This window comes from Enterococcus sp. DIV1421a (assembly GCF_051711025.1).
In the GTDB taxonomy this organism is placed as follows: Bacteria; Bacillota; Bacilli; order Lactobacillales; family Enterococcaceae; genus Enterococcus_B; species Enterococcus_B hirae.
In genome coordinates this window covers 1,507,014-1,524,182 of sequence record NZ_JBIOLU010000001.1, presented here as the reverse complement: position 1 = coordinate 1,524,182, position 17,169 = coordinate 1,507,014, and the positions used below count along the sequence as shown (strand labels likewise).

The window sequence follows — 17,169 nt, the reverse complement described above, 5'->3', positions numbered from 1 at the left end:
TTAAGATAAGAAAATGTGAGCGGAGGGACAAAATGAAACGAAGTGACAATCATCATAGGAACAAGACTGGCGTTTATCTAACAAGTGCCCTTGTTTTGGTTCTTGCGGCTGGTGGCGGGTATTTTTACTATCAAAAAACGCAAGAAGAGCAAGTGGTTTCAGCAGGAGAAAAAACGATCCAACAGTTTGCGGAACGTTTGAGTACTGGCGATTACAAAAAGGCGATGTCATACACGCAAATTGATTCACAGACTAAGAAGACAATTTCTGAAAAAGAAGCTCTTGAAAAATACCAAAACATTTACGGAGCTGTGGCCATAAAAGGCTTGGAAATCTCTAATTTAAAAGTGACGAAAAAAGATAGTGAAACCTATTCTTTTTCTTATAAAGCTAAAATGAATACAAGCTTAGGCGAATTAAAAGACCTATCATATAAAGGAACTTTGACAAATAAAAATGATCAGATCAAAATCAACTGGCAGCCGAACTTGATTTTTCCTCAAATGGAAGATACAGACAAAGTAAGTCTGACTAGTGAGGAAGCTAAAAGAGGCGATATCCTTGATCGAAATGGAAAGAAATTAGCAACGACGGGCAAATTGAAACAGTTAGGGATCGTTCCTAGAAAGCTAGGAGAAAAAGAAGAGAAAATAGCAAACATCAAAGCAATTGCTGCAGCTTTCGATCTTTCAGAAGATGAAATCAATCAAGCTATCTCTCAAAGTTGGGTACAACCGGACTATTTTGTTCCTCTAAAAATCATTGATGGACAAACCCCCGAATTACCAAGCGGAGCAGCGATCCAAGAAGTTGATGGTCGCACCTATCCGTTAGGCGAAGCAGCAGCGCAATTGATTGGTTATGTTGGTGATATCTCAGCAGAAGATATCAAAAAGAATGCTGAATTAAGTAGTAATGGTAAAATTGGTCGTTCTGGTCTGGAAATGACTTATGACAAAGAACTACGTGGCACCAATGGGGGAAAATTGAGTATTACGGATGCTGATGGGACAGAAAAAGAAGTATTGATCGATCAAGAAGTGAAAAATGGTCAGGATATCAAATTAACTCTTGATGCCGATGCTCAAAAAATCGCATTTGATAGTTTAGGTGGAAAAGCGGGTTCAACAGTAGCGACTTCGCCAAAAACGGGTGAATTGTTAGTATTAGCTAGCTCTCCAAGTTATGATCCAAACAAAATGACAAATGGAATCTCCCAAGAAGATTATCAAGCCTATACTGAAAATAAAGACCAACCATTTATTAGTCGTTTTGCTACCGGTTACGCTCCCGGATCTACATTTAAAATGATTACTGCCGCAATCGGATTAGATAATCAAACGCTGAATCCAGACGAAGTATTGACGATCAATGGATTGAAATGGCAAAAAGACCAATCATGGGGATCATATCAAGTTACTCGTGTCAGCGATGTGCCTCAAGTCAATCTGAGAAATGCAATGATTTATTCAGATAATATCTATATGGCTCAAGAAACCTTGAAAATGGGTGAGAAGAAATTCCGCGAAGGATTAAATAAATTCATTTTTGGGGAAGACTTAGATTTGCCGATCAGCATGAATCCCGCACAAATCTCAAATAAGGATAGTTTCAAGTCAGAAATCTTATTAGCAGATACTGGTTATGGGCAGGGAGAACTATTGATCAATCCGATCCAACAAGCAACGATGTATTCTGTTTTTGCCAATAATGGAAATCTCGTTTATCCAAAATTAGAGATGGATAAAGAAACGAAAGTTAAACAAAATGTCATTGCTTCAACAGCTGTACAGACGATTCTGCCAGATTTGAAAGATGTTGTTCAAGATACGAATGGTACCGCTCATTCTTTAGCTGCTTTAGGCATACCAATAGCAGCAAAAACTGGTACAGCGGAAATCAAAGAAAAACAAGATGAAAAAGGACAAGAAAATAGCTTCCTATTTGCTGTGAATCCTGATACAAATGGTTATCTCATGATCAGCATGTTAGAAGATAAAGCAGAAGGTGATTCTGCAACGAAACGTGCACCTGAGTTGCTCCAATACTTGAATCAAAACTATCAATAGACGAATGAATAAAACTAATCAATGACTGTAGTCACTACTTACATTTGGGCTAGGAAACCTAAATTATTTAGAATACTACAGTCACTCGATTAGTTTTTTTATATAGGGATGCTTTAGAATGATCTTTTTACTTTTGGTTTAACGATAAAAGTAGCTAAACCTAATAAAATGAATCCAATAATGAATGGCATCGTATGATGGAAAGTAGCATATAGTTGACCACCAATCATCGGACCGATCACTCTGGCTAATGCTTGGATGCTTTGTGAAGCCCCTTGGATTTTCCCTTGGTCCTCTTTGCTAGCATACGTTGAAATCAAACCATTATAGGAAGGACTAAAAATCGCATCACCTAGCCCGAAAAAGACCATGCCGATGATAAAGCAGGGGATCGAGCTATAAAAAGCGGAAAGGATGATGACAGAATAACCAATCATTTCACTGATAATACCCATAGTAATGATCTGGTTTTCTCGCCAAAATTTTAATAAAATCGGCATAATCAACAGTTGAGCAATAATGTCCATAATGCCAATTAACGAGAAAGTAAAACCGATGATGATTGGCGATAAATGGAAAGTATCAATTGAAAATTGAGCAAAAATCGCTTGGAATGAACCGTTGGGTAGCCAAATCAAAAAACCTGTGATCAATAACCATTTGACTGATCGAAAAGTGAAAACCAATTGGAGTTGCTTGAAGGGATTGATTTGCTGAAGAGAAAGATTTCTTGTACGTTCACGTTTAGTCAAACTTTCAGGCATGAAAAAATAACCGTAAACCGCATTACTCAAAGACAAAAAGGAGGCAACGTATAAGGGAGTTGCTGGTCCGTACTGTGCCAAGAACCCACCAATCAAAGGACCTGCTGCAGTTCCAATCCCAACAGTCGCGCTAATCCATCCAAAATATTTTGTTCGACTTTCAATTGGTGTCAAATCAGCAAAATAGGCAAGAATAGCTGAGATTTCACCGCCGGTCAGCCCCTCAATTATTCTACCAAGAAAAAGTATCCATAAAGCTCCACCAAAGCCAAATAAATAGTACCCAAACGCAGAGCCAAACAAACTAATGATCAAAATAATTTTCCGACCAAACCGATCACTGAGTGCGCCTAACATAGGGGCGGCTAAAAACATGGAAAAAGCATAGATCGCACTGAGTAGTGTCACCATGGTTGCTTGTTGCTGTGTGTTTTTTGTGTATTGCTCTACCATAAATGGGATGACCGGATTAACGATTGTTAACCCTAATCCAATCAAAAAGATCGAAGTGAAACCAAAAACGAGTGCATGTTTGTTGATTGTTGTATTCATATCAAAACTCCTTAGCTATAAAATGTTTCCTAGGAAACATTTTATATAGTATATGTTTATTGTTTCCTTGTCAACAATAAATGGAGAGATACTACGATAGAAGAATGAAATCTAACGAAGCAGAGAGCAAAAAAAACCGTGATCTTAAGATCACGGATGATTACACATGCACTTTATTTTTCTAATTTTGTTCTTTTTAAATTTTCTCTAAAGCGACCGATAAAACGAAAAACAGTATCAAACTCTTCCTTAGTCATTTGTTGAAAAACGACCTCATTTTCTTTAAGAAATTCTTCATGGAGCTTTTGATGCATTTTGTTAATACGCTGACCTTCAGCTGTCAGGCGAAAGTAACGCTCTTTTTTATTTTCAGGTTTCTGATAGCTTTCAAGTAAGCCGTTAGTGATCATTTTTTTAGTTAGCTTACTAATCGCTCCACGAGTCATGTAACTAGCATTTGCTAATTTGGTTACATTTGGATTTGGAATTGATGCTACTTTTTCGATTAAGTCGATCTCATTTAAAGAATAGCCTTCGAGTACTTGTTCTAATTTTGGTTTATTACGCCAAGTGATCTCGTTAGTCAGATCGACCATCTCACTAATCAATTTAAGTCTTGAGTCCATTTTTCACCGTCCTTTTTCTCTAGTATAACGAATGGACATTATCATCACAACATTCATTGATAGATAGTAAGTTAATTGGCGTATACTTTTTTAGTGAAATATTTAAGAATCAGAGGTGAGATCAGAGTACTTAACAAAACAACGATCACTAAAGGAGAGTAGTAGTGATTTTCAATCAAGTTGCTTTGTTGTCCGATCTGTAAAATAATCAGTGCCATTTCACCACGAGAAATCATACCAGCTCCTACCATGAGTGCACTGTTGGAAGAAAAACCAGAGAATTTTGCTCCAATATATCCGCCAATAAGTTTAGTCAGAATCGCTACGAGTGTCAAAATCAAAATAAATAGTATCTGTTCACTAAAGTTAGAAAAATCTACTTCTAAACCAACACTCACAAAAAAGACGGGGATGAATACTGCATATCCTAAAGCTTCAACATTATTGTAAACTTCATGTTTTACTTTTGTTTGACTCACTGCAATCCCAGCAAAAAATGCCCCAATTACTGAACTTAACCCAATCAGGTCTGCTAAATAAGACATTCCTAGGCAAATGACTAATGACATAATGATAATGGCTGAATTCGCATAGATTTTTTCTGCTAGAGACATTAAAAATGGAGCGATCCATTTCACTAATAAAAAGATAAATAAGAAATAGAATAGTTGTTCCAACAAGAGTAAAGGAAGGGGTAGGTTGCTCGTAGACTTACCTGTTAAAAAAGATAAACTGAAGCTTAGCACTAGAACAACCAGAATATCATCAACAACAGAGGCACCTAGAATCGTTGATCCTTCCTTCGTATTCACAACATTTAATTCTTTTAATACTTCGACAGAGATACTAACAGAAGTCGCAGCTAAAATAATCCCAAAAAAGATTGCTTCATTGTTCGCTACTTGAAACGCCTCGCCAGTAAGCCAACCGAAAAAGACAGGGAAGAGGATTCCTAAAAGTGCTACAAACATTCCTGGTTTAAAATATTTTTTCAATAAGGATAAATCACTTTCCAAACCTGCTAAGAACATCAGCAAAATGACACCAATTTCAGAAAAATCATGAACTAAAATATTAGGATGAACCCAGCCAAGTCCTGCTTGTCCTAGTAATACACCAACTAACAATTGTCCAATAACAGCCGGAATTCCAAATCTTCTCGAAATATGCGAACCAATTGTAGTTGCAACAAGGATTAAACATAAAATACCAATAAACTCCATAAGATAGTCAAACCTTTCTTTATTCAATAGTCTCAAATATATAATAACATTAATTATTTTATTTGTGGTGAAAAGAGATTATCTAGAAAACTGCAAAAAGAGACTCGAAAATGAAAAATTTTTAAGAGCAAATAAAAAGAGGCAGCATTCAGAAAGTTTTACTCTTAGAAATGAAAAGCTTTTAGAAAATTAGCTTTTTCTATCTTCTAGTTAAGCAAACTAATACACATGCAACCTCTTTTTTCCTTAAGAATATCTCTTGTTCACTTTGAAATAGGTAATGATTTCTGAGATACCCATGAAAATTAATAGCCCACCAAATAATTGGAAGAGTATCATGACGCTTTTGAATGGATTGAATAATAAAATCAAACCACCAATCAATAAGAGAATACTATAAGCACTCCAACCTTTCGAACGGGTGTTAAGTCCGACGAATAATTGAAAGAGACTTTTTAGGATAATAACTAAACCTAAGATAACTGGTAAGAGCGAGACGATTGCTGCTGCAAAGACCCACACGATTAGTGCGAGAATAAAAAATGCAATCCCGCTAATTAAACCAAATCCCCATGCACCCGTTTGTTTTCGGTTTTTATTTGCTTCTAAAAGATTCAAAATCCCCAATAAAACAAAATACGCTGTAATGAGGTAGCCAATAAAATGGAATACAGCTGTCGGATTGATCACAATTGCAAGTCCGGCAATGATGTAAATGGCTGACCTTAGCAATGCGTAACGCTGAAAATTAGTACGTATCATTTCAAACATAACATAACCTCCTTTTATTCTATTGTAACGGTAAACGGTTATTCTACCAAACAAAAACCTGTTTTTTTATTTAGCTTCTTAATATTTTATCCATTTTCTTGCCTTTTGCAAGTTCATCAATTAGCTTATCTAAATAACGTATTTCCTGCATCAGTGGGTCTTTGATCGTTTCCACTCGCACACCACAAATCACCCCAGTTATCAACTGTCTGTTTGGATTCAGTTTGGGTGCTTGTTCAAAGAAGACTTGGAACGTTACTTCATTTTTCAGTTGTTTTTGTAATTCTTCTTCGGTATAACCAGTCAACCAGCGGATGATTTCATCCACTTCTGACCGAGAGTGTCCTTTTTTCTCAGCTTTTTTTACATAGAGAGGGTAGACACTTGAGAAACTCATGGTGAAAATTCGTTGATTCATGATAGCACCTCCTACGATAAGTTTTCTTTTATTATATTCGTTTGTTCAATAAATGTGTACTTATCGCAATTGTAAAAAAAGAATAAATAAAAGGCTAAGGCAAGTTGATGAATAAACTTGTCTTAACCTTTTGAGATTTGTAGCAAAGTTATTCTTTTCTCATCAAATAGTCAAATGCACCAAGGGCTGCTGTAGCACCCGAACCCATAGCAATAATGATCTGTTTATAAGCACTATCTGTGCAATCACCAGCAGCGTAAAGTCCTGCTTCACTGGTAGCACCATGGGCATCAGTGATGATTTCTCCTCGATCATTTAACTCTAGTGTTCCAACTAACCAATCCGTATTAGGAACCAAACCAATCAGAATAAACACACCTGAAACAGCTATTGTGTGTTCTTCCTGGGTGGAACGGTCGATATAACTCAACGAATCAACCTTTGTCTGACCACTGATTTCTTTCGTCTGGGCATTTAGAATGACAGTGACATTTGTTAAAGTAGCTAGTTTATCTTGTAATACTTGGTCTGCTTTAAGTGTCGGAAGAAACTCTAAAATATATACATGTTTCGCCAACCCAGCTAAATCAATGGCAGCTTCAATCCCTGAATTTCCGCCACCAATCACTGCGATTTCTTTTCCGGCAAAGAGGGGACCATCGCAATGAGGACAATAGGCAATTCCTTTGTTTTTAAATTCTTTTTCACCAGGAACATTGATTGAACGCCAATGAGCTCCTGTTGCAACAATCGTTGTTTTTGATTTCAGCTGATTGCCGCTTTTTAAATTGATTTCAAAGAGATCTGCTACTTTTTTTAGTGACACAACTTGTTGATTTGTCATAACATCAACAGGATAAGACCGTAAATGTTCTTCGACTTGTTTCATCAATCGTGGACCTTCTGTGTAAGGTGTACCGATTAGATTTTCGATGCCTAACGTTTCTACGACTTGACCGCCAAGTGTATCAGTTACGAGTCCAGTACGGAGGCCTTTTCTAACTGCGTAAATCGCTGCGCTGCTTGCTGCTGGACCGCCACCGATAACTAGAACGTCAAATAATTCTTTTGTATTGATTTTCTTTTGTTCCATTAGATTCGGGCCAGCTATTTTTCCTAAAATTTGTTCAATCGTCATTCGTCCACTAGCAAATTCTTTTTCGTTTAAAAAGACGGTTGGCACGGCCATGATTTGTTTTTCAGTGATTTCATGCTGATACATCCCACCTTCGATCATCGTATGGGTGATCAACGGATTCAAAACCGCTAAAATGTTTAACGCTTGAACAACATCAGGGCAGTTGTGACAAGTTAAACTGACATAGCTCTCAAAATGTAGAGCCTGATTAATTTCTAAAATGGATTGAATCAAAGTATCAGCTATTTTAGGTGGTCGTCCACTTACTTGTAATAAAGCAAGGAGGAAAGATGCAAACTCGTGGCCTAAAGGAATACCTGCGAAAGTGATCCCGCTAGTCTTTTGTAAAGAATTGATTTCAAAGCTAGGGGTACGTGGCAACGTCTTTTGTTCAACCGTAATTTTATCAGTCATATCTGCCACTTCGTTCACAAACTCGAATAATTGTTGAGAATTGGCAGTGTCATCTGTACTAACCGAAAAAACGACTGGTGCTTCCATTAAATCAAGATACTGAGCTAAATTTTGTTTCGTTTCCTTATCTAACATCGGCTCATCCTCTAAATCTTTCCAACAAGATCGAAACTAGGTTTTAGTGTTTCGCCACTTTCTTTCCATTTCGCTGGACAAACTTCACCAGGATGCGTACGTACATATTGTGCGGCTTTGATTTTGTCAATCAAGGCACTTGCGTCACGTCCAATACCATCAGCATTGATTTCCATTGCTTGTACGATACCATCTGGATCTATGATAAAAGTTCCTCTTTGTGCAAGTCCACTTTCTTCATTCAATACATCAAATAGACGAGAAATGTGGTGAGAAGGGTCGCCAATCATGGCATATTCTATTTTTCCGATAGCTTCAGATGAGTCATGCCATGCCATGCTTTATGTGTAAAGTGGGTATCCGTTGAACAAGAAAAGACTTGGACGCCTAGTGATTTTAATTCATCGTATTGTTCCTGTAAATCCTCTAATTCTGTCGGACATACGAAAGTGAAATCTGCTGGATAAAAGCAAATAATACTCCAATTACCAGTAAGATTAGCATCGCTGATATCGATAAATTCTCCGTTTTTATAAGCTTGTGCGGTAAATTCTCCAACTTTTTTTCCAATCAATGACATATGAAAACCTCCAATTTATTTTACTTTATTTATAATTAATATAATTTAATAACGGTTGCAAAGTCAAAGGTTTTTTGGTTATTTTAAGAATGTCTCGTAAAAATAGGAGGTTATTTATAGGTGCAATAGAAAAAGCAGTACATGGGAATAGTGGCTGCTTCCTTTGTTTAGTAGGATTCGTCGACTATTTTTCCATGAACGGCTGCATTGGATCATTTATTAGAAAATGGTGTGCAAGATGTATAATCATTTTCTTGTTTTAATTCAAAGATATATCCAGCAATTTGAGTAATTACTTTTTTCCATTCTTGCGGTGTCACATAATTGTCCAATAAATAGATTTTTTTGATATGTGACGGCAGATGCTCTAAGGGACAGTCACTGACGATGATATCACATTCTTCCATATAATTTTTTTGGATGATGATCGACTTGGAAGAAAAGATCTGCTCGATTTTGACCATCAAATCTTTACTCACATAAAAATCCTTGGTGTAATTGATACCTATGACGATCGAGTGTTGAGGTTTAAAGCGATCATACAAATGAAGTAAGTCTTCAACGATCCATTGCATATTTTCTTTGATCAATAGATCTGGCAGCTCTTTACTGATTTTTTGTCTAAAAGTGACGTAGAATTGTTTGATCTCATTTTGTAAGTTTTCAAAATTTTCTTTTCCTTCATATAAAGTATAGGTAGGTAAAGGAGTATTGGGTTGATCAGGATTCAAAAAAGTACTGAAAAGTTTATTTCGAGCAAAGTTCAAGGCATAAAGTTTTTGTTGGTTTACTGGTACTTTTAAATGAAAGTGTCGGCTAAAAGACTCCACTAGCTTTTTAGAGTAAACGATGTAAGGAACATTAGCTTCTAGTAACATTTGGTAATGTTGAAAGCTAAGCTCGTCACTTTCTAGTTTTGAGATCGCTAATCTTGCTAACAGGTTGATTAAAACCCGCTGTTCATGACAAATAGATAAATGATCGTTAAGCAAATCAAATTCTGGAGTAACCAAGTATTCAATATAGTCATATTCTTTAAACTCTCTTTGGACATTCTTCAACGATGTAACTGGAAAGTTCTCTACACAGATTTTTAATAGTAAAAATAATTTCTCTTTCATCCCTCCACTTAGGGCATCAAGTAATTCTTGTTTAAAATAAGTTGTTAGTTCATACGTAATAGATTGTGGGGTTTCCATGCCATAGGGGACAGAAGTATTTGAAAAAATATTCCAATAAACATCTAAAAAACAATACTGGATCTGTACTTCCGTTCCTGCTACGATTTTTTTTCCTTTAGCTGTAAATTTAAATGCAATCCCATACAATTTAAGGAACTGATTGACAGCTTTCATTTTGGAATAAAGATAAGAGGAGCTGTAATTTGTTGTTTGACTAATGCTAACAATTGAATGACCAGTTGGTTCTAACAGGGCTGTTAAAATTTTAAAATTTGTCGATTCTAAACAGTATTTTCCAAATAATTCATAATAACATTTTGCACTATCTGTATTCTTTAAATCTAACTGGACAAATTTCTTTTGCCTGATCAAAGAAACATCTTCTAAATCAAGTGTCATAAAATCCTGTTCTAATTCTTGGAGATAAAGCAAAAAATTAGAATCAGACATCTCAAAATAATCAGCGAGGTAGTGAGTGGTAATGAAGAATGGGTGTTCTGCAAGAAAAAGAAAAATATTGAGCTTGGTAACACTTTTTTTATTTAAAAGATACTTTTTGATTGCTTCTTGTGTTTGCATGTTATTCCTCCATTTGATTTTCCATCCAGCATTTTACTAAAAAATTAGCTATTTTGAACAAAAAAACAGTAATAATATTTTAGCCGTTTGTATTATCTTATGTATTGCAAGCCAAAAGTGTTTGAAACGGGGGAGATGTAAAAATGAATCACTTAAAACTTATAATGGCTACTGTTGCTTTGACAGGCCTATCGGTAACTGCCGAAGCAACGCAACAAGTAAAGATTGAAGAGCACCACCCAATCGTTACTAAAACGAAAGAGCCTGGGTGGGCAAACGTGAATTGTATCACACTACAGGATGAATTTTCCACAACAAATTCAGGAATCATGAAATTTCCGGTGGGAAAAACGGTACCAGTCAAAGCCAGTGTCAGCTATTCAGGCGATAGACAACCAATCTCACAATCCAATGTAGTATTTGAGAATGTTGATCCAGCATTGACGATTGGGTACGATCCAACTACGCTTCAGATTAATGGACATAAGGCTAGTTTTACCTTTACTGTAACATTAAATCAACATTTAACAAAGCCAGCATTATTTACGATCAAAGTAGCTGATGGCAGTCCGACAGATAATCAGCATCTTACGCCTTATAGTCAACGTCAGACAGTTGAAGAAATGCTTAATGTTGATGAGGATAATTTTACCGAATTACCAGAAATTGAACCAACTGATCCAACACCGGAAGAAAAGCCAGATCCAGTCGAACCAACTGATCCAACACCGGAGGAAAAACCAGATCCAGTTGAACCGACTGATCCAACGCCAGAAGAAAAACCAGATCCAGTCGAACCGACTGATCCAACACCGGAGGAAAAACCAGATCCAGTTGAACCGACTGATCCAACGCCAGAAGAAAAGCCAGATCCAGTCGAACCAACTGATCCAACACCGGAGGAAAAACCAGATCCAGTTGAACCGACTGATCCAACACCGGAAGAAAAACCAGATCCAGTTGAACCGACTGATCCAACGCCAGAAGAAAAGCCAGATCCAGTTGAACCGACTGATCCAACACCGGAAGAAAAGCCAGATCCAGTTGAACCGACTGATCCAACGCCAGATGAAATGAAAAAACCTCAAGTGGAAATCGAGATACCTAAGAAAGAAGAATTTCCAACTGTGGGGGAATCTTTAATTGACGTTAATACGAAAAATCAAGTAATTTTGCCAGATATGATCAAAGAAAAATCGCATCAGATGTCTTTATCAGGTAGTTTAACGCCTAAAAATGAAAACACTTATGAAATAAACAATGATAATTTCTCAGATAATGAAAAATCTCTTGGTAATGGTATAAGTGGTCAATTACCAAAAACAGCAGATAAAGCAACACCAAGTTTTATGTATCTTGGGTTTACACTTATCATTTTCTCTATTTTCGGAGTGAGAAAGTTACGAAATAGTGAAAAACAAAGTTAAAGCAAACAAATAATATTATTATTAAAAGAAGAGAATGAGGAGTACATCCTCATTCTCTTCTTTATAAATTAGAAAATTACTAGAAAAATAAGTGATGAACCATAAGTATTGAATCACTTATTTTTTATTTGTTTAAATAATGTATTTGTTCTTGATCAACCACTGGATAAGTAATCAATTCAGTGCCTTCGAGATTTTCTTTATGCATTTCAACTGCGGTGATTTGGTGATTGTTGTAAGTAGTATAGTAATAGATCCCTTTGTCCATGTTACAACAAGATGAATAGATCGTATATTCAAACTTCCCATTTCCTACATCACACAATCCTTTTTGTTGTTCCACGGATGTTAATATATGGAAAAATTGGTTCACGCTCTCCATCTCTGAATCTCCTGAGACTGATTGCCATTTTGTAAAGGCAGCTTTTACGAAACGAGAAGCAGATGATAAATCGCCTGGTAAGCCTAATCCACCCATTCCACGACTATACACATCCAACTCTAGATTTTTCGCAAAATGATTGGAAGATACAGTAGGAGAAACATGACGGTAGTTATTTAAATTAAACAATTGATAATCAAAAGGTGGATTATTTGTTAATACACCGACTGGATTATTGTAAATTTTCAAACCATCAATGGTTGATTCGATCACGAGAGCTTCATTTTGGTCAGCAAGCAGCCAGTGAAGAGGAGAAAGTGGAAGTTCTTCACTAAAATTGATATTTACTAAGTTGATCTCAGCAAGTAATTTTTTTGCCTCATCGATTGTTGCGCATTTTCCTAATAACCAAGGGATAAATTCGAATGGTGAGATATTGGTTTTACCAGAGTCTTCTTCAAAGTAATGAGCATTTTCAGGGAAATTCAAACCTGCCATGCTAAGTCCTTTTTCATTTGTTGCTTCAAAATATAACGGATAATTATCAACAACTGCAGCCATACCAATTAACGCATAGTGAGAGGGTAGAGGATCCGTTCGACGAAATTTAAAAGGATAGTTTCTAGGCGTAATTGTCACTACTTGTCCATAAGAAAGCTCTAAATCTAAGTTTCGTCCAAAATAATGATCTTTAGTTGCATAAACAATGGATGTACACATGATACATCTCCTCCTTTTATTAATATAAATTAATGATAATACTAATTTTAATTTTTTACCAGAAAAACTGATTTTTGATTAAAAAAACTCCTATTATAAAAAAAGATCTTTTCTAAGATGGATTTACTTTGTAAGGATTAACAAGACAAGTGTGCGGTGTTCTAGAAAATTTTAGCGCAAAATAAGCCGAAGAATGCCCTAACTAGAAGGGATTCTTCGACTTATTTCTCAGAGCTAGAGACGTCACAAAATTTTTATGACAATTAAACTGAAGTAAATCTTACAGGTTCTGATTCAAAGAAAGTCACTCTTTGAGGGGATGGTTGGGAATTTCTTTCACTTTTAATATATCTAATAAAAATGTAAAAATTGGAATACCAACAATCAAACCCCATACTCCTAAAAAGCGTTCGCTGATCAATAATACAATAAAGGTATAGAAAATCGGTAATTCTGTTTTACTAGACATCAATTTTGGATTCAAAACATAAGATTCAAGTAAATGGACGATTAAAATCGTTAATAAGATGTAAACCACATCTTTTATGCCACCTTGAGAATACGCAATAAAGGATAAGGGCACACAAGAGATAATGACACCAGCAACTGGGATCAAACTTAAAATAAAGATCATAATTGCTAAACTAAGCAACTGATGGAAACCAAAAGCAGCTAAAGCAATTGTTGTGAGGATCGTGTTTAATAAAGCAATAATGAACTGTGCCTCTAATACTAATCCAAAGGTATTGACAAATTTATCAGCAAAGTAATAAATGTCTTGGAAGAACCAAGAAAATTCGCCTTTTAAGAATAAGCGGGAAAATAGGATTGTTTTTTTCTTTTCGATCATAAAAAAGAAACTTAAGATAAAAGACATAGTAAAGGCGACAGCCATCTTACCAAAGTCTTGCAAATAGCCTAAAGCAATTGATGCACCATTTTGTAATTGTTCAAAGAAATCATTTCTTTCAATGTAATTATGGATATAAAGTAAAACCGGATCAGCGTCTTTGGGTTGATGTTCATAGAAATTGATGACTGATTTGACCATGTCAAATGTTTGGTGTACCAAGACGGGGATATAAATTGTAAATGCTAAATAGATTAGGTAAACCACAAGAGCATAAACAATAATGGTTAATACCCCGGTTGGAACCTTAATGAATCGTTGGATAATTTGCACTAAGTGAATCATTAAATACGTAAAAATAAAAGTTAGTAAAATTGTTGTAATCATGCTTCTCACAAGAAAAAGGACTACAATAATGATTAATAGAACAGTCATACGACGAATTTTTTCATTCGCCAAAAAGCGTTGGTAAACAGACAAATCAACAACCTCCAAGTAATTTAAGTCATAGCGTACATATTTGATTATAAAGCGGAAATAGGGAATTAGGAAGAAAAAAATAAAAACTGCAGACATTGATGAGCAATGTCTGCAGTTTGACTGTTTAGTTCCTAGTGTTTTTCCCGAAAATTAGTTAGCATTTTCTTGCTGAGTTTTTGCAAAAGAACAAGCTCATCCGGTTCAAGTGGAAGACTCGCTAATATTTTAGCAGGAATATCTTTTGCTTTTTCTTCTAAAGCTTTTCCATTAGAAGTCAGTGATAGAATCGTAATACGCTCGTCTTTATCTGCTCTTCTTCTTTGAAGTAGGCCTTTGTCAGCCATTTTTTTTATGACGGGCGTCAAGGTTCCAGAATCTAAACAAAGTAAGCTACCAAGTTCTTTCATTGTGACTTGTTGGTTTTCCCATAAAACAAGCATTACCAGGTATTGCGTGTAAGTTAAATCTAAAGGCTTCAGCAAAGGGTTGTACGAGCGAATGATTTCTTTAGAGGTGGCATATAAAGGAAAGCACAACTGGTTTTCTAAATATAAATCTTCCATTTTCTCCACCTCGATTCTCGTAGTTCCTTGTTAGCATAGCTGATTTTGTAATAAATGTCTAGCTGTTAACGGCAGTCAATGTCACTTCAATATTACCTGCAGTTGCTTTAGAATATGGGCAAACCTTATGAGCTGCTTCCAATAATTCTTGTGTTTCTTCTAAAGAAAGACCTTCAACATGACCTTCAATTTCAACGCCTAAAACAAAACTCATTTCATTTTCAGCATACAAAGATACTTGAGCACTGATGGTAGAAGCACCAGAGATATTTTTTTGATTTTTGATCAATTCTAACGCACTATTGAAACAAGCACTGAAACCTGCTGCAAATAATTGCTCAGGATTCGTTGCATCGGCTACACGACGTCCAGGAGCCGCAATTGCAAGTTCAAATGAATGATCTGGACTATGAACTTCACCTGAACGACCACCAGTATTGATCATTTTTGTAGAATACATTTTTTTCATAAAAAACACTCCTTTAAATTTGATTTTGTACAATTAAATTGTATACAACTTAATTGAGAAAGGCAACTAATTCGTTTCAGCATGGGCATAAAAAAAAACGAGCGACTACACGTTATGGCATCACTCGTTTTAGATAAATTATTTAAGCAGAATCAATTTTTAGAAGAAATACAAAAATAGAAGAGGAAGTATTTATGAATAAGCCTCTTATTACTCAATTGGATGGTAAGTGAAGCCACTACCAGTTACTTCAGCTACACTGCTGACAATCACAAAAGCAGTAGGGTCGATTTCTTCGATCAATGGTTTGACTCTTGAAAACTCCTGGTCTGTTACGACGATCAATAAAACTTCTTTAGATTTGCGGTTGTAGCCACCTTTTGCTTCTAATAAAGTTAAGCCACGACCAATTTCCGCACTTAAACGTTGGCGGATTTCTTCGATAGAAGTTTCGCTCATCACCATTATCGATTTTTTACGATTCATTCCTGTTTCAATATATGACATTACAATCGAGGTAATGACGATCGAAAGAATGGCATATAAAAATTCTTCAAACCCAAAAATAAATAAATTAAGTGATACAACAAACGCATCTGTTACCAATAAACCAATCGAAGTATTCAAATGAAAGTACTTTTTGAAGATCAGTGGTGGAATAGTTGTTCCGCCACTTGAAGAATTATTTTTGTATAAAATAGCGACACCCAGAGCAAAGATCGCACTACCAAAGATCACTGAAAGTAAACGATCCGACGTTATCATCATTTCAGGGACGACCGCAATAATCAGCGGAAAGACAAGACTTCCAAAAAGCACTTTGAAAAAAGGTTTTTTTCCAAGAAATACAAGAGCTAATACCAACATGATGATATTTAATACTAAAATGACCATTGCACGATCAAAACCTAAAGCCGATTCTAAGAGAATACCTAAACCACTTACACCGCCTGCTGCGATATGGTGGGGGCCTAAAAACATATTGATACCTACGCCTAAAATGGTTAAGGCAAACATTATTTTTATGTATGTCCAAATCATCGTTTTCATTTGCTTCATCCATTCATTATTGTATTTTAATTTTTTAGTGCTTTTTTCATTATAACGTAATATTCACCTAAAGTTAACTACTATTTTAAAAAAATGTTAGGTTAGTCTAACATTTCAAGTCGAGAAATAGAGGTGCTATGAGTTCACTATGTTGCTATAGATAGTGAATATTAATATTTTTTATCGATTGAAATAAAAATGAAAGATGTCTTTTACTTTTCCTTATTTCGATAAAGAGCAAATAAAGATGGAAATTTAATGAATGAAAGGTTGGACATAAATGCAACGTCATGTCGATTCGTTACGAACAGTTAGTGTGCAAGAACCATTGGCAATAAGATGAGCAGGGGTTGGTTCGTTTTCTTTTTCTAAATAAATTTCAGCTGCCCAAAATTGGATAGAGCGTCCAATTTTAGTCGGACGTGCGATCACTTGTAATTGTCCATTTTGAGCGCTGTTAAGGTGGTTGACGTGTAAATCTACACCTACCGCATATTGTGGCGAGCTTAAATGTTGGTTAGCACCAATACTACAAGCGGTTTCAATCAAGATACCGTTGATTCCGCCATGAAGGAAGCCAAAAGGTTGGAGATGGATGTCAGAAATCGGTAGTAACAATTCAACCTGTTCTTTTGAGATAGATATTGTCTCAATCTGTAAATATTCGATTAAATTCATTTTTAGGTTTCATTCCTTTTTTTGTTTTTTTGAATAGTATAACAGAAATTCTTAAAAAATATAAAATTACAAACGTTTTCTTTGGCTTTTGTGTATAATA

At 35.6% G+C, this 17,169-nt stretch carries 15 protein-coding genes and 1 pseudogene; 2 read left to right on the top strand and 14 right to left on the bottom strand.

The genetic code is table 11. The features are described from left to right. The first annotated feature begins 32 nt into the window (after nt 1-32). Nucleotides 33-2,069: a penicillin-binding protein PBP4(5) gene (gene pbp4 / locus IGK21_RS06990; protein ID WP_181915005.1), complete on the top strand. Its 2,037-nt coding sequence runs from the start codon at nt 33-35 to the stop codon at nt 2,067-2,069. 113 nt (nt 2,070-2,182) lie between these two features. On the opposite strand, the gene IGK21_RS06985 is transcribed toward pbp4, so the two are convergent. The 8 genes and pseudogenes from IGK21_RS06985 to IGK21_RS06950 form a co-directional block, all read right to left on the bottom strand. After that, nucleotides 2,183-3,385: an MFS transporter gene (locus IGK21_RS06985; RefSeq protein ID WP_181915004.1), complete on the bottom strand. Its 1,203-nt coding sequence runs from the start codon at nt 3,383-3,385 to the stop codon at nt 2,183-2,185. 173 nt (nt 3,386-3,558) lie between these two features. Beyond that, entirely contained in the window at nt 3,559-4,011 is a 453-nt protein-coding gene (locus tag IGK21_RS06980; protein WP_063627145.1) for a MarR family transcriptional regulator, read from the bottom strand. A gap of 71 nt (nt 4,012-4,082) precedes the next feature. Continuing rightward, nucleotides 4,083-5,234: a cation:proton antiporter gene (locus IGK21_RS06975; protein WP_010719107.1), complete on the bottom strand. Its 1,152-nt coding sequence runs from the start codon at nt 5,232-5,234 to the stop codon at nt 4,083-4,085. 246 nt (nt 5,235-5,480) lie between these two features. Next, on the bottom strand, nt 5,481-6,005 hold the full coding sequence (locus tag IGK21_RS06970) for a DUF308 domain-containing protein (protein ID WP_053766849.1): 525 nt from the start codon (nt 6,003-6,005) through the stop codon (nt 5,481-5,483). Between the two features lie 70 nt (nt 6,006-6,075). Next, entirely contained in the window at nt 6,076-6,423 is a 348-nt protein-coding gene (locus IGK21_RS06965) for a DUF2200 domain-containing protein (RefSeq protein ID WP_010737628.1), read from the bottom strand. A 148-nt stretch (nt 6,424-6,571) separates the two neighbouring features. Then, nucleotides 6,572-8,110: an alkyl hydroperoxide reductase subunit F gene (gene ahpF / locus IGK21_RS06960; protein WP_181915003.1), complete on the bottom strand. Its 1,539-nt coding sequence runs from the start codon at nt 8,108-8,110 to the stop codon at nt 6,572-6,574. A gap of 11 nt (nt 8,111-8,121) precedes the next feature. Beyond that, nucleotides 8,122-8,690, bottom strand: a pseudogene (ahpC, locus tag IGK21_RS06955) (alkyl hydroperoxide reductase subunit C). 212 nt (nt 8,691-8,902) lie between these two features. After that, nucleotides 8,903-10,450, bottom strand: a complete 1,548-nt coding sequence (locus tag IGK21_RS06950) for a helix-turn-helix domain-containing protein (protein ID WP_181915002.1) — start codon at nt 10,448-10,450, stop codon at nt 8,903-8,905. A 143-nt stretch (nt 10,451-10,593) separates the two neighbouring features. Here IGK21_RS06950 and IGK21_RS06945 point away from each other — a divergent pair, with 143 nt between their 5' ends. Beyond that, nucleotides 10,594-11,877 carry an LPXTG cell wall anchor domain-containing protein gene (locus tag IGK21_RS06945; protein ID WP_181915001.1) on the top strand — a complete coding sequence of 428 codons (1,284 nt, stop codon included), beginning with the start codon at nt 10,594-10,596 and terminating at the stop codon, nt 11,875-11,877. 124 nt (nt 11,878-12,001) lie between these two features. Here IGK21_RS06945 and bsh read toward each other — a convergent pair whose 3' ends face one another. From bsh to IGK21_RS06915, 6 genes are all read right to left on the bottom strand, one after another. Further along, nucleotides 12,002-12,979 carry a choloylglycine hydrolase gene (gene bsh, locus IGK21_RS06940; RefSeq protein WP_063627142.1) on the bottom strand — a complete coding sequence of 326 codons (978 nt, stop codon included), beginning with the start codon at nt 12,977-12,979 and terminating at the stop codon, nt 12,002-12,004. 304 nt (nt 12,980-13,283) lie between these two features. Then, a complete protein-coding gene (locus IGK21_RS06935) occupies nt 13,284-14,309 on the bottom strand; it encodes an AI-2E family transporter (RefSeq protein WP_010737621.1) in 1,026 nt (341 codons plus the stop codon). A gap of 131 nt (nt 14,310-14,440) precedes the next feature. Then, nucleotides 14,441-14,872, bottom strand: coding sequence for a MarR family winged helix-turn-helix transcriptional regulator (locus IGK21_RS06930; RefSeq protein WP_034698048.1), 432 nt, complete (start codon nt 14,870-14,872; stop codon nt 14,441-14,443). A 58-nt stretch (nt 14,873-14,930) separates the two neighbouring features. Next, nucleotides 14,931-15,341: an organic hydroperoxide resistance protein gene (locus IGK21_RS06925; RefSeq protein ID WP_010719118.1), complete on the bottom strand. Its 411-nt coding sequence runs from the start codon at nt 15,339-15,341 to the stop codon at nt 14,931-14,933. A gap of 210 nt (nt 15,342-15,551) precedes the next feature. After that, nucleotides 15,552-16,400: a YitT family protein gene (locus IGK21_RS06920; protein ID WP_034698045.1), complete on the bottom strand. Its 849-nt coding sequence runs from the start codon at nt 16,398-16,400 to the stop codon at nt 15,552-15,554. Between the two features lie 279 nt (nt 16,401-16,679). Next, on the bottom strand, nt 16,680-17,069 hold the full coding sequence (locus IGK21_RS06915; protein WP_034698042.1) for a PaaI family thioesterase: 390 nt from the start codon (nt 17,067-17,069) through the stop codon (nt 16,680-16,682). Nucleotides 17,070-17,169 lie beyond the last annotated feature (100 nt).